Source organism: Bradyrhizobium sp. SRS-191, assembly GCF_024586915.1.
GTDB lineage: Bacteria > Pseudomonadota > Alphaproteobacteria > Rhizobiales > Xanthobacteraceae > Bradyrhizobium.
This window is the reverse complement of sequence record NZ_JANBVS010000017.1, coordinates 129,030-151,393: the sequence shown is the minus strand read 5'-3', so window position 1 is coordinate 151,393 and position 22,364 is coordinate 129,030. Positions and strand designations below refer to the sequence as shown.

General features: G+C 65.8%; 27 protein-coding genes. 11 read left to right on the top strand and 16 right to left on the bottom strand.

Annotated elements, in window-relative coordinates; all coding sequences use genetic code 11:
- Positions 1-247: 247 nt before the first annotated feature.
- Positions 248-1,480: a L,D-transpeptidase family protein gene (locus NLR35_RS26375; protein WP_257169452.1), complete on the top strand. Its 1,233-nt coding sequence runs from the start codon at positions 248-250 to the stop codon at positions 1,478-1,480.
- Between the two features lie 67 nt (positions 1,481-1,547).
- Here NLR35_RS26375 and NLR35_RS26370 read toward each other — a convergent pair whose 3' ends face one another.
- Together NLR35_RS26370 and NLR35_RS26365 are read right to left on the bottom strand one after the other, a co-directional pair.
- Positions 1,548-2,510 (bottom strand): D-2-hydroxyacid dehydrogenase family protein, encoded by a 963-nt coding sequence (locus NLR35_RS26370; RefSeq protein WP_257169451.1) that lies wholly within the window; start codon positions 2,508-2,510, stop codon positions 1,548-1,550.
- Between the two features lie 122 nt (positions 2,511-2,632).
- Positions 2,633-2,851, bottom strand: coding sequence for a hypothetical protein (locus NLR35_RS26365; RefSeq protein WP_257169450.1), 219 nt, complete (start codon positions 2,849-2,851; stop codon positions 2,633-2,635).
- 321 nt (positions 2,852-3,172) lie between these two features.
- Between NLR35_RS26365 and ettA the strand changes: the two genes are divergently transcribed.
- From ettA to NLR35_RS26350, 3 genes are all read left to right on the top strand, one after another.
- Positions 3,173-4,822, top strand: a complete 1,650-nt coding sequence (gene ettA, locus NLR35_RS26360; protein WP_257169449.1) for an energy-dependent translational throttle protein EttA — start codon at positions 3,173-3,175, stop codon at positions 4,820-4,822.
- A gap of 140 nt (positions 4,823-4,962) precedes the next feature.
- Positions 4,963-5,544 (top strand): TIGR00645 family protein, encoded by a 582-nt coding sequence (locus NLR35_RS26355; RefSeq protein WP_257169448.1) that lies wholly within the window; start codon positions 4,963-4,965, stop codon positions 5,542-5,544.
- A gap of 63 nt (positions 5,545-5,607) precedes the next feature.
- Positions 5,608-6,855: a lytic murein transglycosylase gene (locus NLR35_RS26350; protein ID WP_257169447.1), complete on the top strand. Its 1,248-nt coding sequence runs from the start codon at positions 5,608-5,610 to the stop codon at positions 6,853-6,855.
- An 81-nt stretch (positions 6,856-6,936) separates the two neighbouring features.
- On the opposite strand, the gene NLR35_RS26345 is transcribed toward NLR35_RS26350, so the two are convergent.
- Positions 6,937-7,218, bottom strand: coding sequence for a hypothetical protein (locus NLR35_RS26345; RefSeq protein ID WP_257169446.1), 282 nt, complete (start codon positions 7,216-7,218; stop codon positions 6,937-6,939).
- Between the two features lie 214 nt (positions 7,219-7,432).
- Positions 7,433-7,771 carry a hypothetical protein gene (locus NLR35_RS26340; protein ID WP_257169445.1) on the bottom strand — a complete coding sequence of 113 codons (339 nt, stop codon included), beginning with the start codon at positions 7,769-7,771 and terminating at the stop codon, positions 7,433-7,435.
- Positions 7,772-7,937: 166 nt separating this feature from the next.
- Between NLR35_RS26340 and NLR35_RS26335 the strand changes: the two genes are divergently transcribed.
- The 3 genes from NLR35_RS26335 to bfr all read left to right on the top strand — a co-directional run bounded on the left by NLR35_RS26335 (position 7,938) and on the right by bfr (position 9,258).
- On the top strand, positions 7,938-8,204 hold the full coding sequence (locus NLR35_RS26335; RefSeq protein WP_257169444.1) for a hypothetical protein: 267 nt from the start codon (positions 7,938-7,940) through the stop codon (positions 8,202-8,204).
- 163 nt (positions 8,205-8,367) lie between these two features.
- The gene (locus tag NLR35_RS26330) at positions 8,368-8,652 is read left to right on the top strand and encodes a bacterioferritin-associated ferredoxin (RefSeq protein ID WP_257169443.1); all 285 of its coding nucleotides are present in this window, start codon (positions 8,368-8,370) and stop codon (positions 8,650-8,652) included.
- Positions 8,653-8,772: 120 nt separating this feature from the next.
- A complete protein-coding gene (bfr, locus tag NLR35_RS26325) occupies positions 8,773-9,258 on the top strand; it encodes a bacterioferritin (protein ID WP_257169442.1) in 486 nt (161 codons plus the stop codon).
- A gap of 102 nt (positions 9,259-9,360) precedes the next feature.
- Here bfr and NLR35_RS26320 read toward each other — a convergent pair whose 3' ends face one another.
- From NLR35_RS26320 to NLR35_RS26290, 7 genes are all read right to left on the bottom strand, one after another.
- Entirely contained in the window at positions 9,361-9,672 is a 312-nt protein-coding gene (locus NLR35_RS26320; protein ID WP_257169441.1) for a DUF3240 family protein, read from the bottom strand.
- Entirely contained in the window at positions 9,669-12,746 is a 3,078-nt protein-coding gene (locus tag NLR35_RS26315) for an efflux RND transporter permease subunit (RefSeq protein ID WP_257169440.1), read from the bottom strand. The genes NLR35_RS26320 and NLR35_RS26315 overlap by 4 nt, the downstream gene beginning before the upstream one ends.
- Positions 12,743-13,867 carry an efflux RND transporter periplasmic adaptor subunit gene (locus NLR35_RS26310; RefSeq protein ID WP_257169439.1) on the bottom strand — a complete coding sequence of 375 codons (1,125 nt, stop codon included), beginning with the start codon at positions 13,865-13,867 and terminating at the stop codon, positions 12,743-12,745. The genes NLR35_RS26315 and NLR35_RS26310 overlap by 4 nt, the downstream gene beginning before the upstream one ends.
- A 166-nt stretch (positions 13,868-14,033) precedes the next feature.
- A complete protein-coding gene (locus tag NLR35_RS26305; protein ID WP_257169438.1) occupies positions 14,034-14,639 on the bottom strand; it encodes a pyridoxamine 5'-phosphate oxidase family protein in 606 nt (201 codons plus the stop codon).
- Positions 14,640-14,649: 10 nt separating this feature from the next.
- The gene (locus tag NLR35_RS26300) at positions 14,650-15,036 is read right to left on the bottom strand and encodes a DoxX family protein (protein ID WP_257169437.1); all 387 of its coding nucleotides are present in this window, start codon (positions 15,034-15,036) and stop codon (positions 14,650-14,652) included.
- 64 nt (positions 15,037-15,100) lie between these two features.
- Positions 15,101-15,454, bottom strand: a complete 354-nt coding sequence (locus NLR35_RS26295) for a hypothetical protein (protein WP_374940861.1) — start codon at positions 15,452-15,454, stop codon at positions 15,101-15,103.
- Positions 15,455-15,472: 18 nt separating this feature from the next.
- Positions 15,473-16,546: an alpha/beta fold hydrolase gene (locus NLR35_RS26290; RefSeq protein ID WP_257169436.1), complete on the bottom strand. Its 1,074-nt coding sequence runs from the start codon at positions 16,544-16,546 to the stop codon at positions 15,473-15,475.
- A 93-nt stretch (positions 16,547-16,639) separates the two neighbouring features.
- Here NLR35_RS26290 and NLR35_RS26285 point away from each other — a divergent pair, with 93 nt between their 5' ends.
- Positions 16,640-16,912, top strand: coding sequence for a DUF2277 domain-containing protein (locus tag NLR35_RS26285; protein ID WP_257169435.1), 273 nt, complete (start codon positions 16,640-16,642; stop codon positions 16,910-16,912).
- Between the two features lie 30 nt (positions 16,913-16,942).
- Here NLR35_RS26285 and NLR35_RS26280 read toward each other — a convergent pair whose 3' ends face one another.
- The gene (locus NLR35_RS26280) at positions 16,943-17,479 is read right to left on the bottom strand and encodes a collagen-like protein (RefSeq protein WP_257169434.1); all 537 of its coding nucleotides are present in this window, start codon (positions 17,477-17,479) and stop codon (positions 16,943-16,945) included.
- A 161-nt stretch (positions 17,480-17,640) separates the two neighbouring features.
- The gene (locus NLR35_RS26275) at positions 17,641-17,910 is read right to left on the bottom strand and encodes a helix-turn-helix domain-containing protein (RefSeq protein WP_257169433.1); all 270 of its coding nucleotides are present in this window, start codon (positions 17,908-17,910) and stop codon (positions 17,641-17,643) included.
- Positions 17,911-18,336: 426 nt separating this feature from the next.
- Between NLR35_RS26275 and NLR35_RS26270 the strand changes: the two genes are divergently transcribed.
- Positions 18,337-18,777: a hypothetical protein gene (locus NLR35_RS26270; protein WP_257169432.1), complete on the top strand. Its 441-nt coding sequence runs from the start codon at positions 18,337-18,339 to the stop codon at positions 18,775-18,777.
- A gap of 633 nt (positions 18,778-19,410) precedes the next feature.
- Entirely contained in the window at positions 19,411-19,575 is a 165-nt protein-coding gene (locus tag NLR35_RS26265; RefSeq protein ID WP_257169431.1) for a hypothetical protein, read from the top strand.
- Positions 19,576-20,080: 505 nt separating this feature from the next.
- Here the strand turns inward: NLR35_RS26265 and NLR35_RS26260 are convergent.
- Positions 20,081-20,584 carry a mismatch-specific DNA-glycosylase gene (locus NLR35_RS26260; protein ID WP_257169430.1) on the bottom strand — a complete coding sequence of 168 codons (504 nt, stop codon included), beginning with the start codon at positions 20,582-20,584 and terminating at the stop codon, positions 20,081-20,083.
- A gap of 110 nt (positions 20,585-20,694) precedes the next feature.
- Here NLR35_RS26260 and NLR35_RS26255 point away from each other — a divergent pair, with 110 nt between their 5' ends.
- Positions 20,695-21,318 (top strand): glutathione S-transferase family protein, encoded by a 624-nt coding sequence (locus NLR35_RS26255; RefSeq protein ID WP_257169429.1) that lies wholly within the window; start codon positions 20,695-20,697, stop codon positions 21,316-21,318.
- 192 nt (positions 21,319-21,510) lie between these two features.
- Here the strand turns inward: NLR35_RS26255 and NLR35_RS26250 are convergent, their stop codons facing one another.
- Positions 21,511-21,780 carry a hypothetical protein gene (locus tag NLR35_RS26250; RefSeq protein WP_257169428.1) on the bottom strand — a complete coding sequence of 90 codons (270 nt, stop codon included), beginning with the start codon at positions 21,778-21,780 and terminating at the stop codon, positions 21,511-21,513.
- A 187-nt stretch (positions 21,781-21,967) separates the two neighbouring features.
- The gene (locus NLR35_RS26245; RefSeq protein ID WP_257169427.1) at positions 21,968-22,225 is read right to left on the bottom strand and encodes a hypothetical protein; all 258 of its coding nucleotides are present in this window, start codon (positions 22,223-22,225) and stop codon (positions 21,968-21,970) included.
- Positions 22,226-22,364: the final 139 nt, after the last annotated feature.

Below are 22,364 nucleotides of genomic sequence, written 5' to 3'. Positions count from 1 at the left end.
GAATCAGGCTGAAGTCAGAATACCGAAAGTGTTCCCGCCCGCTCGGCAAATCGCGGCGTTGATGCGGCTTGCCAAGGCCGCATTGCACTTTTTCAGCGGCGTGAGACTTCCGTGCAACGACGGGGACATGATCACAAATTGCCGAAATGGGACCGCGCTGGCCGGAATTGTCTTGAATGCGCCGCTATCTTCGGCCATCTGGCGGGGCAAAGGTCCCAATCGGCGGCTTGGGGATACTGCAAGGGCAATGATGATCAGACAAATCCTGACGGTTTGCGCGGTCGCGGCAGCGAGCGCGGCGGCAGCTTCGTTTGCTGAGGCACAGCAAGTCTATCAGACGGCGCCCGGTGCGTATTCGCCTGCGCCGACACCTTACCCGACCGACGCGCGGGGCCAGGGTCCCGATTTCGACGCGCTCGACGACGAGGACACCCCGGGCAACTCGGCGGCTCTGCCGCCGCCCGGCCCGGTGCTGTCGCCGGATGATCCGCGTTATCGCCGTCCGGCGAATGGCCCGGTCTATGGCGCCGCCCCGACGGGCCCGGTGATGTCGCCCGACGATCCACGGTACGGACGTCCGGCGACTGCGCCGACCTATGGCGCGGCCTCGAATGGTCCGGTGATGTCTCCGGATGATCCGCGCTATGGCCGTCCGGCCGGTCCGCCGGCGGTGATCTATGGCGATCGTCCGGCCTCCAGTCAGCAGGCCTATGGTGGTGCCTATGGCAATGGCGCGCCGGGTGGCGACGCCGGCGCTCCGCGCCCGCCGGGCGCCGTGGCTGGCGCTCCGGCCGTTACGGGAGCCGTGCAGCCGCCGGCCGGTGACCGGCCGATGACGGTTGCCGCACTGCCGCCGGAAGAGCAGCCGGATGCCGCGCCGGCGCCGCTGCCGGCCAACCTGCGCCGTCAGGAAGTCGACTTCGTCACCAAGGAGCCGCCGGGAACGATCGTCGTCGATACGCCGAACACCTATCTCTATCTGGTGCTCGGTAACGGCCGCGCGATGCGTTACGGCGTCCGCGTCGGCCGCGAAGGCTTCACCTGGACCGGCGTCCAGAAGATCACCAAGAAGACCGAGTGGCCGGATTGGTATCCGCCGAGCGAGATGATCGAGCGCCAGCCGTATCTGCCCCGCTTCATGGCCGGTGGCCCGGGCAATCCGCTGGGGGCGCGCGCGATGTATCTCGGTTCGACCGTGTACCGCATCCACGGCACCAACCAGCCCTCGACGATCGGCAAGTTCGTCTCGTCCGGCTGCATCGGCATGCTGAACGATGACGTCTCGGACCTGTTCGAGCGCGTGAAGGTCGGCACCCGCGTCGTCGTCATGCCCGGCGGCGCGCCGGCAGGATCGGCCAAGAACATGGCTGCGGCGGCCAACGGCACTCCTGCGCCGGCCCCGGTTCAGGCCCAGGCCAACGTGCCGCCCGCCCAGCCGGCCACGATGCAGCCGCTGCCGCCGCCGGTAACCATCCGCTGACGCGGCCTGGATCGATGTGATCGCAGAACACCCTCCTTGCGGAGGGTGTTTTGTTTTCGAGGCGTTGTCAGGCGATCCGTCGCGGCGGCTCGGCGCCGCCGAGCCAGGCGCTGATGCACTCGACCATCTGGCCGTAATGCGCGCGAAAGCTCTCCTCGGTGACGTAGCCGAGATGCGGCGTCAGCACGACATTGTCGAGCCCGCGCAGAGGATGCGCGACCGGCAGCGGCTCAACCGGAAAGACGTCCAGGCCGGCTCCGGCGATGCGCTTCTCGCGCAGGGCCTGCAACAGTGCCGCCTCATCCACGATCGGCGCGCGCGAGGTGTTGACGAGATAGGCCGACGGCTTCATCCGCGCGATGTCGGCGGCGCCGACCAGCCCGCGCGAGCGATCGCTGAGCACGACATGGATGGTGATGACGTCCGCGGTCGCAAACAGCTCGTCCTTGGCGGCATAGCCGACTCCGGCCTCCTGGCACCGCTCCGGCGTCAGGTTCGGGCTCCAGGCGATCACATTCATGCCGAAGGCCTTGGCCAGACCCGCGATCTTGGTGCCGAGCTTGCCGAGGCCGATGATGCCGAGCGTCTTGCCCTCGATCTCGACGCCGCCGAGCGCCTGCCAAGGCAGACCGGCATGCATGCGCGCATTCTCCTGGCCGATCTTGCGGGTGAGTTCCAGGATCAGGCCCATGGTGAGAGGCGCCGTGGGATCGCGGCCATATTGGGTGCCACAGACGACGATGCCGCGCGCCTTGGCGGCCTCCATGTCGATCGCGGCATTGCGCATGCCCGAGGTGATCAGGAGTTTCAGCTTCGGCAGGCGTTCGATCAAGGTGCGCGGGAACGGCGTCCGCTCGCGCATGGCGCAGACGACGTCGATGTCGGCGAGGGCGGCGGCCGTCGCGTCTTCAGTGGCGAAGGGATGGGTGAAGGCGGTTACATCCACCTTGTCGGCCAGTCGCGGCCAATCGGCCAGCGACAGCGCCGTATCGTAATAGTCGTCGAGGATTGCACAGCGCAGCCGCGTCATCGGCAGAGTCCATTCGTCGGAAGAGGGCGTCGTCGATCAACGCCGTCAGGAATGGAGCCATGCTTGCGCGCAAAGCGGCGAAGGCGCAAGGCGCGCCTCGGAGGCGGGAGCGCGCCGGACGCTCAGTCGAGGTCGGCCTTGATGCGGAACGCGGCGCCATCGCCATATTTGGCGCGCCAAGCCGGGCCCGGGCCGCGCATGTAATGCAATTCCGGCCGGTAGGGGTTGAAGGCACGCGCGACGAATTCGCGCCAGAAGCCCCTGGCGTCATCGAGGAGGCCGGATCGGCGCGGGCGTTCTGCCGCCGCGGCGGACAGGGAGGCTGACGTGAAGGTGGCCATGACGGGCTCTCGCTGTTGTCGTCTCGGCTTATCGCCGCTTGGGCGCGCGGTTCTCGCGGGCCGAGACTGAGTGTCCCGCCGAATTAATTAAAAGATGGTTGCAATTGTCGTGATCGACCGCACACATGGTGAAGACCCGTAATCGTCCGTGGCGTGATCCTGGACTCGTCTGGGGCCGGGCGGGGGGCACGATCCGACCATCATTCTCCCGGTGATTGTCCCGGCCAAAGACCGCCTCGCCGGTTGCCCTTTGGGGACCGCGCGGTTACATCAGCGGCAACCATTTTCCTTAAAATTCCGGCAGGTTTCGAGGGACACGCGATGGCGCGCCAGTTCGTCTACTTCATGCAGGGTCTGTCCAAGACCTATCCGACCCGCAAGGTGCTCGATAACATCCACCTGTCGTTCTATCCCGACGCCAAGATCGGCGTGCTCGGTGTCAACGGCTCGGGTAAGTCGACCCTGCTCAAGATCATGGCAGGCATCGACAAGGACTACACCGGCGAGGCGTGGGTCGCCGAAGGCGCCCGCGTCGGCTATCTCGAGCAGGAGCCGCAGCTCGATCCCAAGCTCACGGTGCGTGAGAACGTCATGCTCGGTGTCGCCAAGCAGAAGGCGATCCTGGATCGCTACAACGAGCTGGCGATGAACTACTCCGAGGAAACCGCCGACGAGATGACCAAGCTGCAGGACGAGATCGAGGCGCAGGGCCTGTGGGATCTCGACAGCAAGGTCGACCAGGCGATGGACGCGCTGCGCTGTCCGCCCGACGACTCCGATGTGAGCAAGCTCTCGGGCGGTGAACGCCGCCGCGTCGCGCTGTGCCGGCTGCTGCTCGACCAGCCCGAGCTGCTGCTGCTCGACGAGCCGACCAACCATCTCGACGCCGAATCGGTGTCCTGGCTGGAAGGCCATCTGCGCAACTATCCCGGCGCGATCCTGATCGTCACCCACGACCGCTACTTCCTCGACAACGTCACCAGCTGGATCCTGGAGCTCGATCGCGGCCGCGGCATCCCCTACGAGGGGAACTACTCGTCCTGGCTGCAGCAGAAGCAGAAGCGGCTGGAGCAGGAGGGCCGCGAGGACGCCGCGCATCAGCGCACGCTGGCGCGCGAGCAGGAGTGGATCGCGGCTTCGCCCAAGGCGCGCCAGGCGAAGTCCAAGGCGCGCTACCAGCGCTACGAGGAGCTGCTCAAGAAGGCCAGCGAGAAGCAGACCCAGACGGCGCAGATCATCATCCCGGTGGCCGAGCGCCTCGGCAACAACGTCGTCGATTTCGAGGGCCTGTCGAAGAGCTTCGGCGACCGCCTGCTGATCGACAACCTCACTTTCAAGTTGCCGCCGGGCGGCATCGTCGGCGTGATCGGCCCGAACGGCGCCGGCAAGACGACGCTGTTCCGGATGATCACGGGGCAGGAGAAGCCGGATGCCGGCACGATCACCGTCGGCGAGACCGTGCATCTCGGTTATGTCGACCAGTCGCGTGATGCGCTCGATGGCAACAAGACGGTGTGGGAGGAAATCTCCGGCGGCAACGAGCTGATCCTGCTCGGCAAAAAGGAAGTGAACTCGCGCGGCTACTGCTCGGCGTTCAACTTCAAGGGCGCGGACCAGCAGAAGAAGGTCGGCGCGCTCTCCGGCGGTGAGCGCAACCGCGTGCATCTCGCCAAGATGCTGAAGTCCGGCTCCAACGTCCTGCTGCTCGACGAGCCGACCAACGATCTCGACGTTGACACGCTGCGCGCGCTCGAAGAGGCGCTGGAGGATTTCGCCGGCTGCGCCGTCATCATCAGCCATGATCGCTGGTTCCTGGACCGCATCGCGACCCACATGCTGGCCTTCGAGGGCGACAGCCATGTCGAATGGTTCGAGGGCAACTTCCAGGACTACGAGAAGGACAAGATGCGCCGGCTCGGCCAGGACAGCGTGATTCCGCACCGGGTCAAGTACAAGAAGCTGACGCGCTGATCTCCACCGCGCGGCGCGACGCTGTCTCTGCTCCGGGACAAAGCGTCGCGCCCAGCCTGCGGCCAGTTGTCGCTTCCATGTGCGGCATGATTGCGTAGATAGACGTTCCGCAATCCATCCCAGCCGCGAGATTCCTCATCATGTCTTCCTCCGACGCGACCCTGTCCTCCAAGGGCGGTGCGCTGCGCCCCATCCCAATGCTGATCTTCGGCTCGCGCTGGCTGCAGCTGCCGCTCTATGTCGGGCTGATCATCGCGCAGGGCGTCTACGTCGTGCTGTTCCTGAAGGAGCTCTGGCACCTGTTCGCGCATGCCTTCGACTTCTCCGAGCAGCAGATCATGCTGGCCGTCCTCGGCTTGATCGACGTCGTCATGATCTCGAACCTGCTCGTGATGGTGATCGTCGGCGGCTACGAGACGTTCGTGTCGCGGCTCAACCTGCAGGGCCATCCCGACGAGCCGGAGTGGCTCAGCCACGTCAATGCCAGCGTGCTGAAGATCAAGCTCGCGATGGCCATCATCGGCATCTCCTCGATCCATCTGCTTCGGACGTTCATCGAAGCCGGCGCGTTGTCGTCGGGCAAGTCGACCTACACCGAGACCGGCGTGATGTGGCAGACCATCATCCACACGGTGTTCATCCTCTCCGCGATCGGCATCGCCGTCGTAGACAAGCTGTCGAATGCCGCGATCGAGGACGCGAAGCAGGCGGCGGGACATTGAGGCGCTGAGTTCCAGTGGACTGGCGACGTTCACAAGACCTGTGGGCTGTGATAGCCCTGCCGGATGGTCCGACAGCTGCTGTTCCGCTTGCGCACCTCCGTCATCGTCGGTGTTGCGCTTTGTTCGCTCGGTGGCAGTCACGCTCTTGCCGCCGACGCCGCCTTCGCTCAATTCATTGCCTCGCTCTGGCCCGAAGCCAAGGAGCAGGGCGTCTCGCGCGCGACGTTCGACGCCGAGACGCGCGGCCTCGAACCCGACACCAAGCTCCCGGACCTGTTGCTGCCGGGCCGCCCCGCGACCGGCGCTCCGGCGCAGGCCGAGTTCGTACAGGTGCCGGCCGACTACATCAAGGAAGCCTCGATCGCCAGGCTGGCGACGCACGGCCAGAAGCTGATCCAGCAATATCGTCCGGCGCTGGCCGAGATCGAGCGCCGCTTCGGCGTGCCCGGTCCGATCGTCCTTGCCATCTGGGGCCGCGAGACCGATTTCGGCCGCTACGCGCTGCCCTATGATGCGCTGCGCGTGCTGGCGACCCAGGCCTATGTCGGCCGGCGCAAGGACCAGTACCGCACCGAGTTCATCATGGCGCTGAAGATGCTCAGCGACGGCGTGGTGTCGCGCCGCGATCTCAGGGCGTCGTGGGGCGGGGCGGTGGGCCTCACCCAGTTCCTGCCGTCCGAGTACTACAAGCATGGCGTCGATCTCGATGGCGACGGCAAGGTCGATCTCTGGCACTCGGTGCCGGATGCGCTGGGCTCGGCGGCCAAGCAACTCGCCAACAAGGGCTGGCAGAGCGGCGTGCGCTGGGCCTACGAGGTCAAGCCGCCGGCCAATGTCGATTGCACGATGGGCGTGCCGGAGGTGAAGAAGCCGATCGCGGAGTGGCTGCGGGCGGGCTTCGTGCCGGTGCGTGGCCAACGGCTGAGCGCCGCCGAGCAGCAGCAGCCGGCGTCCCTGCTGCAGCCCGAGGGCATCTACGGCCCGGCCTTCCTGACGACGGCGAACTACTTCGTCATCAAGGAATACAATTTCTCCGACCTCTACGTGTTGTTCGTCGGCCATCTCGCCGACCGCATGACCAGCCCAGCCGGCTTCGCTACGCCGTGGTCGGCGTCCCAGCAGTTGCGGAGCAAGGACGTCGAGGCGATGCAGAAGGGGCTCACGCGCCTCGGACTCTATGCAGACAAGCTGGACGGCAAGGCGGGGATGCAGACCCGCGCGGCGCTCGGCACGTTCCAGAAGAAGGCCGGGCTCAAGGTGGATTGCTGGCCAAGCGAAACGGTGCTGCAGGCGATCAACGCCGCGCGCTGACGGCGTCCGGGAGCCGAATGCAGGCAGCAAAAAGCCCGGCCGTGGGGCCGGGCTCGTGCCGCATCGAATGCGTGATCTTGATCAGTAGCAGACGCGAACCGGGCGAGACACCCAGCCGTAGCCGTCCCAATAGCGCTCACGGCGCCACACGCACGGCGGCGGGCCCGGCGGGGGGGCTTCGACATAGACCGGCCCGCCATAGGCCGGACGGCTGGAGGCGATCGCGCCACCGAGCAGGGCGCCGCCGATCAGGCCTGCGGCCACGCCGGCACCGACGTCGCCAGCCTTCGCAGCCGGTGCGGTCACGCTCAGCGAACCGGCGATTGTCGCAACCGCGAGCACGGCGGTCAGGATCTTCTTCATCTTCCGAGATCTCCTGGAGGAGCGCCCCTGGAGGCGCCGGGTTGGTGATTCACGCTCGAAGGGCGGTCAGCATCGTGAGAAAACACGATAATCCGTCAACCCTCCGTAAACTCTCTCTGAGCTGATGCGACGGAAAAACGGTTTTTTCTGGCCATGCCAGCCAGGATCATTCGAAATTCCAGTGCAACGTCATGGAATTAATGAAGGTGAACGCTCACTCGCACACGCGCACGCGGCGGATCCGCCAGCCATAGCCGTCCCAGAAGCGCTGGCGCTGCCAGTAGCAGGCATAGCCGGGGTCGGACACGTAAGCCGGGCCGCCGTAATACGAGTAGCCCGGACCGTAGGAATAGCCGGGGCCATAGGAGTAGCCGGGCCCGTAGTAATAGGGATTGCTGCCGGCGGCGATGGCGCCACCAATGAGCGCGCCGCCGATCAAGCCAGCCGCGACGCCTGCAGCAACGCGACCGTTGCGTGCTTCCGCCGGGGCAGGGGCCAGCGCGGCGCTCGACAGAGTCGCGACGGCGGCCAGGACCGCAACAGTCTTCTTCATGACCTTAACCTCTCTCACTCCAGGTCGGCAGATGGCGCATCGGGCCATGCCATACGTTCCCACATCCCGCTTGAATGATCAATGAACGGGCTCGCCCCATTGGACGACCCATCCGGAGGATGCGTTCAATGCTGCAATGCACAAAACGCAACGATCGGAAGCATGAATGCCCAGCGCCCTGATCATCGCGATTGCCGTCTGCCTGGCCGCCGGCGCCTGCTACGCGCTGCTGGTCGTGGTGGATTGGAAACGGCGACGGAGCGGCGTGGATACCACGGGGGCTGATACGGGCGGGTCGTGGCCATGGGAATCCGGAACCTCTTCCGGCTGGTTCAGCAATACCGCGACGGACGTCATGGGAAATCCCATCGACGGCGGCGGATCGGATAGCGGTAGCGACGGGGGTGGCGGCGACGGAGGCGGGGGCGATTGAGGCCCCTGTTTGCTGTCAGTTTGATCTGCGACAAGGTCGCATTCTTAGATCCGTTCTAGGTCAACTACGAGATTGGAATAGCTTCAAAAGCGCCGGTTTCCCTTTGCGCGGGGAGGTGCGGATGACTATCGATAGCTGACCAAAGACGAGTGGCCGGTTTCTCATGATTGTTTGTTCCTGCAACGTCATCAGCGATCACGACATCCGCAAGGTGGTGACATCTGCGGACGAACTGCCGCGGAGCCCCAAGCAGGTCTATGGCTGCCTTGGTTGCAGTGCGGAGTGCGGCCGTTGCGCGCGCACGATCAAGACCATCATCGACGAGGCGCTGGGACCTTGCGCGCGGGCCTGCCAGTCGGGTTGCCAGCACGCCCATGCGCATGGCCGCGCACCCGCGCAGGTGGCCGAGGATGACATTCAGAGCCGGTTCGCGCTGGCTGCCTGCTGACGTGCGTTTGCCCTCAATCTCGTCCCGTTCGCCCTAAAAATGCACATGAACGGGGGTCGTCTCCGAACTTCGAACCTGTTATGGAGCGCCTGCGGCCTCTAACTTTTTCGGAGCTTATCCATGCAGGGCGACCCCAAGGTCATCGAATATCTCAACAAGGGATTGCGCAGCGAGCTGACTGCCATCAACCAGTATTGGCTGCATTATCGCCTGCTCAACAACTGGGGCCTTCTGGAGATGGCCAAGGTCTGGCGCAAGGAATCCATCGAGGAGATGGAGCACGCCGACAAGTTCACCGATCGGATCCTGTTCCTCGACGGCTTCCCGAACATGCAGGTGCTGGATCCGTTGCGCATCGGCCAGAACGTTAGGGAGATCATCGAGTGCGATCTCGCGGCGGAGATCGGCGCGCGGACGCTCTATCAGGAAGCTGCCACTTATTGCCACGGCGTGAAGGACTACGTGTCGCGCGATCTGTTCGAGCAGCTGATGAAGGACGAGGAGCATCACATCGACTTCCTCGAGACGCAGCTCGACCTGATCGGCCGTATCGGACTCGAACTCTATACCCAGAAGCACGTCGGCGGACTCGAGAGCGAGCATTGATGCCCGCCGCCTTGCGGCACTCCTCTCTGCAACAGGTCGATTCGAGGCGGATCTTCAGGCCTTGAATCGACCAGGCGAGACAATCGGCTGAATCGCACAAGTTCAGTCGATGACCCCGAAGGACGTCACGGGCATCGCCCAATAGACCAGCTTGGTGCCCGCGAACGCACTCCTGAGCCGCTCCAGCAGCCGCTCGCTATCCGTTTCCTGCAGCACGATCCTCACCACGATCTCATCGGCATGGCCCTTGACCCGCTCCGCCGTCGTGCGCAGCCGGACGCGGGCGCCGTGACCGGCTGCATCGGAGGCCGTGAATCCGGAAACCAGATCCGTCTGCTCACTGATGAAGTCGAACAGCTCGTCGCGCAGCTCGCGCGGCGCAATCAGCGTCAGGCACAAGGCTTGGCTCGTCACATCGCCTCCTTCTTCGCCGCGCCATAGCGGCGATACAGGATCGGCAGCAGGATCAAGGTCAGCAAGGTCGACGACAACAAGCCGCCGATCACGACGATCGCCAGCGGACGCTGGACCTCCGATCCCGGCCCGGTGGCAAACAGCAGCGGGATCAAGCCCAGCGCGGTGATGCTGGCGGTCATCAGCACCGGACGCAGCCGGCGCCTGGCGCCTTCGACGACGATGCGCTGCTCCGACACGCCGTGCGCGCGGAGCTGGTTGAAGTAGGATACAAGCACCACGCCGTTCAGGACGGCGATTCCGAGCAGGGCGATGAAGCCGACGGAGGCGGGGACGGAGAGGTATTCTCCGGTCGAGACCAGCGCGAACACGCCGCCGATCAGCGCGAAGGGAATGTTCACCAGCACCAGCAGGGCCTGACGCACCGAGCCGAACGTCGTGAACAGCAGCACGAAGATCAGGCCGATCGCTACGGGCACCACGACGGAGAGCCGCGCCGCAGCCCGTTGCTGGTTCTCGAATTGCCCGCCCCAGGTCAGCCGATAGCCGGCCGGGAGCGGCAGCTCGGCCGCCACCTTCTGCTGTGCGGCCTGAACGAAGCCGACCATGTCGCGGCCACGCACATTGCTGCGCACCACGCTCATGCGGTTGCCGTCCTCGCGGTCGATCTTGACCGGGCCGTCGACCCGCTGAATTCGCGCGACCTGCGACAGCGCCACGTGTTGTCCGGCCGCCAAAGTCAGCGGCAGCATCGAAAGCAGCGTCGGCGCCTCGCGCGTGGTCTCGCTGCCGCGGACCAGGATCGGCGTCCGTCGTCCGCTTTCGAGCGCGGTGCCGATGGTTCGCCCCTCGATCTGGGTGCGCAATGAGTTGGCGATCGAATCCACCGAAAGGCCGAGACGGCCGGCTTCCAGGCGATTGACGGTCACGGTGTAGTACTGCGCGCCTTCGTTCAGCGTGGTGTAGACGTCCTCCGCGCCATCGACGCTCGACACGATCGCCGACAGCTTGGCCGCGATCTCGTTGAGCTTCGCGATATCGGGGCCGAAGATCTTCACGGCGACGTCGCCGCGCACGCCGCTGATCATCTCCTGCACGCGCATGTCGATCGGTTGCGTAAAGCTCAGCGAGATGCCGGGAAAGTCCGCCAGCACGTCGCGGAGCTTCAGGAGCAAGGCTTCGCGGCTATCGTTCTCGCGCTGGTCGGCAGGCTTGAGCACGAGGAACGTGTCGGTCTGATTGAGGCCCATCGGATCGAGACCGAGCTCGTCCGAGCCGGTGCGCGCGATGATCCCTGCGATATCGGGGACCTTCATCAAGGCCGTCTGCAGCCGGGCGTTGATAGCCAAGGATTCATCGAGATTGACCGACGGGAGAGTTTCCACGCTGACGATGACGTCGCCTTCATCCATCGTCGGCATGAAGGTCTTGCCGAGCTGGCTGTAGCCGAAGCCGGCCGCCACGAGGCTGAGCAGGGCCGCGATGATGACTTTGCGCTCATTGTCGAGCGCCCATGCGAGCGCCGGTCCATAGATACGCTGGGCGGCGCGGATCAGCAGCGGATCTTCATGAGAAGCCGATTTGAGCGCGAACGAGGTTGCCACCGGGATCACCGTCAGCGCGAGCAGCAGCGAGGCCGCCAGCGCGAAGATGATGGCGAGCGCCACCGGGATGAAGAGCTTGCCCTCCAGGCCCTGCAAAGTGAGCAGCGGTACGAACACGATGATGATGATCAGCACGCCGGAGGCGACCGGCTGTAGCACCTCGCAGACCGAGCGGTAGACGATGTGGATCAGGGGCGTCGTTCTCCCCGGATCGTGCTTCCCGAGATTGCCGACGATGTTCTCGACCACGACCACGAGCGCATCGATCAGCATGCCGATGGCGATCGCCAGCCCGCCGAGACTCATCAGGTTGGCCGACATGCCGACCGCGCGCATGACCAGCAGTGCGATCACGATCGCCAAGGGAAGGCTGAGCGCAATGACCAGCGAGGCGCGCCAATTGCCGAGGAACAGCAGCAGCAGCACGACGACGAGCACCGTGGCCTCGCCGAGCGCCCGCACCACCGTTCCGACGGCGCGGTTGACCAGCCTGCTGCGGTCATAGAACACGTTGATGCTGACGCTGGCGGGCAGCGACGGCTTCAACTCCTCCAGCCGCGCGCGCACGTCGCGCACCAGTTGTCCGGCATTGGCGCCACGCAGCCCGAGCACGAGGCCCTCGACCGTCTCGCCCTTGCCGTCGGTGGTCACCGCGCCATAGCGCGTGAGCGCGCCGATCTTGACTCGCGCGACGTCGCTGACCCGGATGGGAACGCCGTCGCGGGTGTCGATGACGATGGCTTTGATGTCGTCGATGCCGCGAATGCTGCCCTCGATCCGCACCAGCGCGCTATCCTCGCCCTGGTTGACGCGACCGGCACCGTCATTGCGGCTGTTGGCCTCGATCGCCTTGCGGAATAGCTCGGAGGAGATGCCGCGGGCCGCCAGCGCGTCGTTGCGCGGCACGATCTCGAAGGCGCGGACGTAGCCGCCGAGCGCGTTGACGTCGGCGACACCGGGCACGGTGCGCAGCGCCGGGCGGATCACCCAGTCGAGCAGGCTGCGCCGCTCGGCGAGCGACAGCTCGGGGCTCTCGATCGTGAACATGAACATCTCGCCGAGCGGAGACGTGATCGGCGCAAGGCCGCCGCTCACGCCCTCGGGAAAGTCGCGGGAGATGTTCGACAGCCGCTCGGACACCTGGTTGCGCGCCCAATAGATGTCGGTGCCGTCCTCGAAATCGACGGTGATGTCGGCCAGCGCGTATTTGGTGGTGGAGCGCAGGATCTTCTTGTTGGGCAGGCCGAGCAGCTCGAGCTCGATCGGCACGGTGATGCGCTGCTCGACCTCCTCGGGCGTGAGGCCCGGTGCCTTCATGATGACCTTGACCTGAACGGGCGAGACGTCCGGAAACGCATCGATGGGCAGGGTCGGCAGGAACACGGCGGCCGCGCCGAGCACCAGCAGCACGCTCAGCATGACGAACAGCCGCTGCGACAGCGCGAAGGCGACCAGCCGCTGCAGCATCATTGTCCGAGCCGTGAGAGAATGCCGCGCAAGGCCGAGATGCCACCGATGGCGACCTCATCCTTATCGGTGATCGGGCCGGCGACGACGACGTGATCCTGATCTTCGGCGAGCAGTGTCACCGCAACTTGGCGGAAGCCGCCTTCGGTGGCCACGAAGATCGAGGTCTGCTCACCGCGCCGGACGAGGCCGCTGTAGGGAATCTCCCAGGCGCTTTCGCCGGCGGAGATGAAGCCGATTCGCGCGGCGGCGGTCTGGCCGGAGTGCAGTTCGCCGTTGTTCGGAATCTCGGCGCGGACGAGGATGGTCTGCGTTGCGGCATCGGTGGTTTCGGAGACCAGGATGACGCGACCCGGCGTCGCGTAGCCGTCGATGTCGACGCGTGCGCCGGTCTTGATGGCGCCGATGTTGGTGGCAGGTATGGCGATCTCGGCCCAGAGCGGCGACAGGCGCGCGAGCTTCACCAACGGTGCAGCCTGCTCCATCCGCTGGCCCGGCGAGACCACGATGTCGACGACGGACGCGACCTGCGGCGCGTTGACGGTCAGCGTCGCGCTGATGGCGGCCTCATTGGTCAGGCGCGCGATGGCATCATCCGACAAGCCGCTGAGGTGGAGCATCTGCCGTCGCTCGGCGACCACGATGCTCGCCTGGCGGGCTTCAGTCTGGCTGGACTCCAGCACACGCTGCGGGACTGCCTTGCCCTCGAACAGGTCGGCGTTGCGCTTCAACTGCTGGACGGCGAGAACCTCCTGCGCGAGAGCATGCAGATATTCGCGCTGCAGCGATACGAAGCTCGGGCTCTCGAGCGTCAGCAGCGGCTGTCCGACACTGACGCGATCGCCGCGCGCGACCGCCAGGTTGGTGACCATGCCGGCGACCGGAGCGCTGACGACCCACAATTGCGGGGTCGGTATCACGATCTGCGCGGGGTAGGGCAACGTCTTGTCGCTCCGGCTCGATATCGGATGCGTGACGCGGATGCCGAGGTTCTGCGCCTGCGCCGGCGTAAGCTTCACATCCTCGGCCGACGCCGCCGAGGGCGTCGCGTAAGAGGCGATCAGGAGCAGCGCGCCTGCCAGACGGCAAGGTCGCGCAAGATGGGCAGCACGGGGGGCGGGCATCGACTGAGCTCGTTTCCAGCTTTCAAACGACACGTCATGAACTAGCCGGCCTGCTTGGGCGGCTGCTGAGCTGCATCAACATGTGGGCTCGCGACTGCGGGCGCGCCACTGATGGACTAGGAAAGATGACTCGAAGCTGACGCGAGTTTGCGAATGGATGGCATTCTCAAAGCTGCTCGCGCCACCGCGCGTCGGTGATCTCCTGAGGCTCCGGCGCGCCGAGGCTGGTCTGATCGTGAATGATCTCGCTGATGCTCGGCATCGCCGAGCGCGGCACCTGCGCGTCCTGCGCCCACAGCTTGGAGCGCATGATCGCCTTGCCGCAATGGAAGTACACCTCCTGCACGTCGATGCTGACGACGCTTCGCGGCGGCTTGCCGAACTCCTCGAGCTTGGCGAGCAGGTCGGGATCGGCGGACACCGAGGCCGTGCCGCCGACCCGCAGCGTCTCGTTGAGTCCCGGCACGAAGAAGATCAGTTGCACCTGGCCCGACCCCTCCGAGACGTTCCTCAGGCTGTCGAGCCTGTTGTTGCCTGGCCGGTCGGGCAGCAGCAGCCGATGGTCGCCGTCGATGTGGACGAACCCCGGATGGCCACCGCGCGGCGAGGCGTCGACGCTGCCGTCCGTGCCCGACGTCGCCATCACGCAGAACGGCGAGAGCGAAATGAACCTCCGGCTGTGAGCGTCCAGCGCAGGACGCACCTTGGCGATCACGCGCTCCTGTGGCTTCGGATAGATCGCGGCGAGATCGGCATTGGCTGGGTTGCTCACGGCGGTGCTCCTATTGCTGCTCGGCCTTGCGACGCCATGGCCAATCGATCAGCGTTGCGCTGTACAGCGCCCACCACACCAGCACCGGCTGAAACGCCAGCCGCGGGCCATGGTAGAGCCAGCTGCTGCCGAGAACAGGCAGGTCGATGCCGTCGAGCGCATGCTTGAAATTCGCGGGCCAGACGCAAACGGCGTACGCCGCGAGCCCGATCCCGGCCCAACGCCGCATCGGCCTCGTGACCAGCGCCACCGCGCCGGCGATCTCGCACAGCCCGGTGAGCATGATGACCTCCGGAGCAAACGGAACGATCGCGGGCGTGATGCGCAGGAACGGTTCGGGGATCGCGAGATGCGCGATCCCAGCCGCCATGTAGAACGCCGCCATCACCCAGCGCATGACCGCGCGTGCCCTATCGTCGCGCGATGCGCCGGTCCCGAGCGCCGAGTTCGTGGGGCTCGGGTCACACGGCATCGGCGGGAACGAAACAGCTGATGACGATGTCGCCGCGATGATGGACATACCAGACCACGGCCTCGCCGATCGGGTTGCCGCGGTCGCGGATGATGGCGCGCTCCGGCACCGCCATCCAGCGTCCCTCGATCGGCACCCAATAAATGCCGTCGCGGACGTCGTAGGTGGTGCGGTGGCCGTCTGAGATATCGCAGCAGGGCACGCCGTTGGGGGCGATCACGCTCTTGAACCAGGCACGCACGTCAGGCGGAACGTTGTCGAACTGGCCGTTGTCGACCGCCAGCGCGATGCGCGCGCAGGCCAGCGAACCGAGCGCCAGAGCGGCCAGGATCATTGCGCGCATGCGAAGCTCCATCCCGGACTACATCCCCCGCTGCGGCGCCGTGGCGAGCAGCTCGCGCAGCGGCTCAAGATAGAACTTCGCATTGCCCGTGGTCAGGTGACCGCGCGTCTCGGCGGAGGCGGGGATCAGCAGCACCTTGCCGTTCGCGACGCGCTTCATCGCATCGGCGGTGATGCCCGTCTCCGGCGGATTGCGCTCGTCGTCGGCCGAGTTGATCAGCATCACCGTGGCCTTGATCTTCTCGAGGTCGGCGGAGGGATTGTAGTCGTGCGAAGACTCCCACTGATAGATGAAGTCGTTCGCATCGGTGGGGACCGATTGGCCCAGCCGCTCCTCGACCATCTTGTCGGCCTTGGCGGCCGTCGGGGCTGCGATCTGATAGGCGAGGGTGCCGCCCGCGGTCGCCGTGCCATAGGCGGTGACGGCGTACTTCATCATCCGCGGCTGGGAGGTGTAGTTGCCGCCATTGTAGTCGGGGTCGTTGCGGATCGTCTCCAGCATGATCCGGCGAAGCATCCAGTTGCGAGCGGCCATCTCGGTCGGCTGCGAGGCCATCGGCACCGCGATGTCCATGAACTCCGGATAGCGCGTCGCCCACACCCAGCTGTGCATGCCGCCCATCGAATTGCCGATGATCAAGCGCACATGCTTGATGCCGAGGCCCTCGGTCAGCAGCCGGTGCTGCGCATCGACCATGTCGGCATAGTCATAGGCCGGAAACTTGGCCTTCAGCCCATCGGACGGTTTTGAGGATTTGCCGTGCCCGATGCTGTCGGGGATGATGATGTAGTACTTGGTCGCGTCGAGCGGCTGGTCCTTGCCGAACAATTCGCCGGCGAAGGTCGGCACCAGCATGCTCGCGCCGGAGCCGCCGGTGCCGTGCAGGACGAGAACGGGTTGTCCGGTCGGCTCGCCCACGGTGGTGTAGTGCAGCTTCAGCTCGGGCAGCGTCTCGCCGGTGTGAAACTTGAAATCCTTGACGATCACGTCGCCCTGCTTGGGGGCGGGGTAGTCGGCGGCAGCAGTGGGTGTGCCAAGAGCTGAGCAAAGAATAACGACGGCGGCGAAGATGGCGGCAAACGGTCGAAGCATCGGATCCCCCTGCAAGAGCGCGGCTCTTTGCGGCCGCATCGGGGGCATGATAGCACGATCCCAGACCTGGTTCAGCACCGGATTGATCCCGTCATGTGCCGCAACATCAAGACGCTGTTCAACTTCGAGCCACCGGCGACCGAGGCCGAGATTCAGGCCTCCGCGCTGCAATTCGTGCGCAAGCTCTCCGGCTTCAACACGCCCTCACAGGCCAACGAGGCCGCCTTCGCACATGCGGTCGCGGAGGTCGCCGACGCCGCGCGCCGGCTGTTGACCTCGCTGCACACCCAGGCGCCGCCACGCGACCGCGAGATCGAGGCGGCCAAGGCGCGCGAGCGCTCGGCGATCAGGTTCGGCAAGGGCTGAAGCCGCCGCGGCTCCGCAGCACGGAGACGCTCAAAACCCGTCGTCGTCGCCGTGATCTTCGCCACGGTCCGCGGCGGCATGCTTGCCGTGTTTCTTCTTCTTTTTCTTGTGCTTCTTCTTTTTCTTCTTCGGGACCTCGATCTCGTGCGGATCGTCGTCCTCGAACGCCTCTTCGAGCGCCTCGTCATGCTCGGTGGCGGCGAAGATGTCGCGCACCGCGATCAGCTGCGCGTCGCGCTCATGCGCTTCGCGATCCCGGTTGCGCTTGTAGTCGTCATAGGCGGCGAAGATCTGCTCCAGCCAGGGCATCAGCTGATCGATGGTCGGCAGCGTGCCGGGCGGTCCCTGTTCGCCACGCGGGCCCTGCGATCCCTCGGGGCCCGGCTTGCCGGGCGGGCCTTGCTCGCCGCGCGGCCCCTGCGGACCGGGCTTGCCTTGCGGACCTGCCTTGCCGTCGGGACCGGGCTTGCCACGCTGACCATCCGGCCCGCGCCGTCCGGGCTGCCCCTGCGGGCCACGTGGACCCACGGGGCCCTGCAGGCCGCGTCCGGCCGGATTCTTTGCCACTACCGCAACTCCACACCACATCCCTGATTCGCGGCAAAGCCTAACAGAGCCGTGATGATCGCAGCAATTGCAGGGAGGCTGCGAGGCCGACTGATCAACATCAATCGGCGCCGCATCCTGATAGTTCCACGCGATGGGATACCGCGTGGCCGCCCTCATTCTCAGGCCGAATAGGCCGGCACCGCGATGCCGTCGGCCGTGTAGCTGCGGATCTTGTTCCGCAAGGTGCGCACGGGCATGCCGAGCAGCCGTGCAGCGTGGGTGCGATTGCCGTTGCAGCGGACCAATGTCTGAACGATGAGCTCGCGCTCGATCTCGGACAAGGGCGTGCCGATCAACAGCGGCAGAACCTCCGCCGCGGACGGCGGCGATGGCATGACGAGGGGTACGAGTGAAGGACTTGCGGCATCGGCTGACAACTCTTGTGACATAACTCCTCCCGATCAACGCCCGCGCCGAAACCGAAAACGACGCGAAAACATCGAGACCAACTGAACATCCAGCCCGTAAATCACCGTGGTCGGACAAGGTTAACGGCGCCTTAACATCCGCTTCCGGCCGTCCGGACAGGGGCGAATACCCCGAAATGGCCTTGCTTTCGCTGAGGTCTTGGCCCATTTCGCCGGCGTTGCCGCCCTTTTGCCACGCATGCCGGCGCGAGGCGGCGCGACCACGATGGACGCCGGCGGGCGATCGTCGCTGTCCGGCGAGGGCGGCATTTCGAACACAGTCGCGGCGCGGCATGCGCGCTGCCGCGCGAAGGGCTAAATTCGGCCGGATCGATTCGCTTGATGGGCCGCGATCGTCACACGTGGCCATCGAATTACCTCAAGTTCACTTCGCTGGAGACTTCATCCATGAAAATTGCATCCTTCGTCCGTGGTCTCGCGGTGGCGCTGACGGCCGCAGCCTTCGCCGTCCTGCCCGGCGCCGCGCGCGCGGACGGCGGCTTCATCACGCTGACCATCTACAAGGCCGGATGGATCATCGGCGGCTCCGGCGGCAGCGGCGTGCTGAACTTCCACGGCCGCGCCTATCCGCTGTCGACCGGCGGGCTCGATTGGGGTCTCGTGTTCGGCGGCTCGCGCACGGTGCTGCGCGGCCGGGTCAGCAACATCTGGCGTCCGTCCGACGTCGAGGGCGTCTACGGCGCCGCCGGCGCCGGCCTCGCGGTGGGCCGCGGCGTGCGCGGCATCGTGCTGACCAACCAGAAGGGCGCGGTGCTGGAGTTGTCGGGCGAGCAGATCGGCTTGCTGGCCAATGTCGATCTGTCGGGCCTGGCGATCACGATCAGGTAGTTGCAGCATGGTTGGGGCGCCTGACAACGAGCAACGGCGCTTCAACTCATAACAGGTGTCATCGCCCGGCTTGACCGGGCGATCCAGTACGCCGCGGCCTATCGGCTCAATCACGACTGTCTCTGGAATACCGGATCGCCCGGTCAAGCCGGGCGATGACAGTTGTGATTGTCGCGGGCGTCCGGCCAACGTCGTGCATCTTGTTCGCGGCCACTCCACTGTCTGCTCACGACTCCGCGTTCTCGCCGCACATCGTGCGCGAGGGATGCTTCGTTTTCGCCCCATCGACAACCGAGAGGGGCAGGGAAGACCGGGAGCTCGCCGCTCCCATGGTCCGCGTGCAACAAGAAAGCACGCGGCAGAACCACAGGCTCGGCTAGGACATCCCGGCCTTCCCTGCGCGCATGGTCTGACGGCTTATACGTGGTCTCCCTGGTGCGCCGGCGTGTTGGCCACCATGACGCACGGGACGCAATCTGCATCCCCGCGCGCGTGATACCAGCTTCGGGGTATCAGGACATCACGACTTCGCCGTACGTGACCGCGTTGCGCTCGTCCGGCGCAGCGATCACGTCCACCGCGGCCCACCTCCACGTATCGTGACGACGCGTACGTCCCTCTGCATGAGGCGGGTTGAGCGAGAGCATCGTGCTGATTTGCCCGACATGGCAAGCGCTGATGCCTGCGGCAAACCAACACGACGGGCAGTTTGCGCATGGGATGTATGCGGGGATTGCCCGTCGGGTGGGGCTCATCGGGCTGGCCGATATTGATAGTTACGTCTGGCCCCTCGTTTGACGTTGCGTGAGCGCCTGTCGCCGAGCATCGCGCTGTCAGATATCGTGCCCTCTCCCCCAAGGCGAAGCAAAGCTTCGCCAGGGCGGGAGAGGGCATCACCGGCCTATCAACGTACTCGCTTGGGTGAGGGGTATCTCTCCGCGAGTTGTGCTTGCCGAGCCATACCCCTCACCCAAGCGAGCTTGCCGCGCTGTCCTACATGCCCTCTCCCGTCCTGGCGAAGCTTTGCTTCGCCTTGGGGGAGATGGCGCAGTCACTGGCATTGCTCGCATCATATTCAGATCATTGCCTGCCGCCATGATCATGACGCTTTCTACTAATCAGCTGTGGGCGTCAGGCCCGTAGGGTGGGCAAAGGCGCGCCCGCGTGCGCGTGGCTTGATGCGCGGCATCCCGCGCCGTGTCCACCACCTTGCTGCTGAGTGCTGGAATGCATGGTCGGCACGCGACCGCCCTGCGGGCGGCCGCTTTGCCCACCCTACCGCTCATCATCGACATCCGATGTATCAGACCGTCCCTGCGACATGCTCCGCCAGCTCCCGCCACGGCTGCACGGTCCACGCACCCGAGGCCGCGCCGGACGGCGAGGCGAGCACGAACGCGATCGGAAAATCATCCTTCTGCGGCTGCCGCCCTAGCGCGATCGCGCTGGTCGGCCGGCCGTAGAACAGGCTTGCGGCCTTCTTGCTGGTGAAGGCGATCGTCGCGGGGCGATGCTGCCGGATCTTGGCAACGAAGCCCGCGACGTCGACGCCCGCCTTCAACGCGACGTGATCCATCCCCGCGCCCAGCTTGCACAGGTCGGTGAAGCCGATGCCGAGCGACAGCAGCGCCGGAAACTGCTCCGGCAGATACAGCCGCGGCGTCAGGCCCACCTCATGCAGTGTGCGCCAGAAGCGGTTGCCGGGATGCGCGTAGTAGTGTCCGGTCGCGGCCGAGCGCTCGCTGGCGGCGGTGCCGACGAAGACGAGGCGCAGGCCGGGCTGGAGCTGATCGGGCAGGCGGTCCATGCGCGTTTGTCGCATTGTTGCATTGTCTGCAACAAGCCATTGATGCCGGGCGGCGTTGTTGATCGGGTGGCCTCGAACTAGACCATGCGGCACAGCAATGGGAGCACCCGATGTCGCAACGACGCCTCTATCATTTCGCCTTGTCGGGCCACGCGCACCGCGCGCGGCTGATGCTGAGCCTGCTCGGTCTGCCGTGCGAGCTCATCGACGTCGACCTCAAGGGCGGCGCGCAGAAGCGGCCGGATTTCCTCGCGCTCAATCCGTTCGGCCAGGTGCCGGTGCTGGTCGACGGCGACGCCGTGATCCCCGACTCCAATGCGATCCTGGTCTATCTCGCCGGTCGCTATGACGGCTCCGGCAGATGGTGGCCGCGCGACCCCGCGGGCCAGGCGCAGGTGCAGCGCTGGTTGTCGGCGGCGGCCGGTCCGCTGGCCTTCGGCCCCGCGGCGGCGCGGATTGCGACCCTGTTCGGCGGCCCGCTCGACATGGCCAAAGCGCATCAGATCGCCAACAATCTGTTCGCGGTGATGGAGCGCGAGCTCGAGACCCGGCCGTTCCTCGCCGGCGAGACGCCGACCATCGCCGACATCGCGCTGTACAGCTACACCGCGCACGCGCCGGAAGGCGGCGTGTCGCTCGCGCCCTATCCCAATGTCGTCGCGTGGCTGGCCCGGATCGCCGCGCTGCCCGGCTTCGTGCCGATGCCGGCGAGCCCGGTCGCCGGCGCGGCCTGACCCGCGCATTGCGAGGAGCGCAGGCAAGGGCGACGCATTGCTGCCGTCCTTCGAGACGCACGCCTCCGGCGAGCTCCTCAGGACGAGGTCTCGTTCAGATCGATCATCCTGCTCCTCATGGTGAGGAGCGCCGCGCGCGGCGCGTCTCGAACCATGAGGCCTCGATCATAGGCCGGGCACATCCGGTGCGACTTACAGGAAGCAGCGGCGCTCGTCGCGCAGCTTGAGCTGGATGTTGGTGGCTTCGACGAAGGTCGGCACGGGCTTGGAGACGACCTTGTAGGTCGACGGCCATTCCACCGGCTTGGACTGCAACTCGGTGTTCCAGATCTGGCAGATGCCGGTGTTGTCCCAGCGGATCACGTAGTAGCCGCTTTTGGGCGCCGGTGCGGCCAGAGCGGGGGCGGCGACCGAGGCGGCGGCGAACGCGGCGGCAGCGGCGAGAGAGGTCAAGCGACGCATCGTCAATCTCCTGAAACGAACCAACCAAATCACCTGCGGCGGCACGCGCGGTGGACGCGCAGCCGCCGGGCCGAAGTGGTGCGACAAAAGCGCCCGCAAGGCAAGGCGCTGAGCGCTGTCGTTCACAGCGATGTCAGTGGTTGAGGACGTGTCGGGCCATCGCGCGAGGCGCAGTGCCCTTCGGCGGTCATAGCGTGCAGCGGCCCTGGCGGCGCAGCTTCACCTGCAGGGTGACGGCATCGTTGAAGGTCGGCACGGGACGGCTGATGACCTGGTAGCGGGAGGGCCATTGCAGCGGCCTGAAGGTGAGGGCCTCGCTCCAGACCTGGCAGATGCCGGTGTTCTCCCAGCGCAGGATGTAATAGCCGGCCTGCGCCGGGGCGGCGACGACGAGCGCCACGACGGCGCAGGCTCCCGCAAGACCGATTGTGGTGAAACGAGACATCAGGAAAACTCCGGCAACAAACAGGCCCCAGCCAGCGGGCGCCTTGTCGCGGCGGTGTCGTTCGTTTTGAAGGCAACCATGGCCGCATCATGCGTCAAATCCGCGCGATGAGCGGCGCAATCGGGATCGCGTCGAAGGA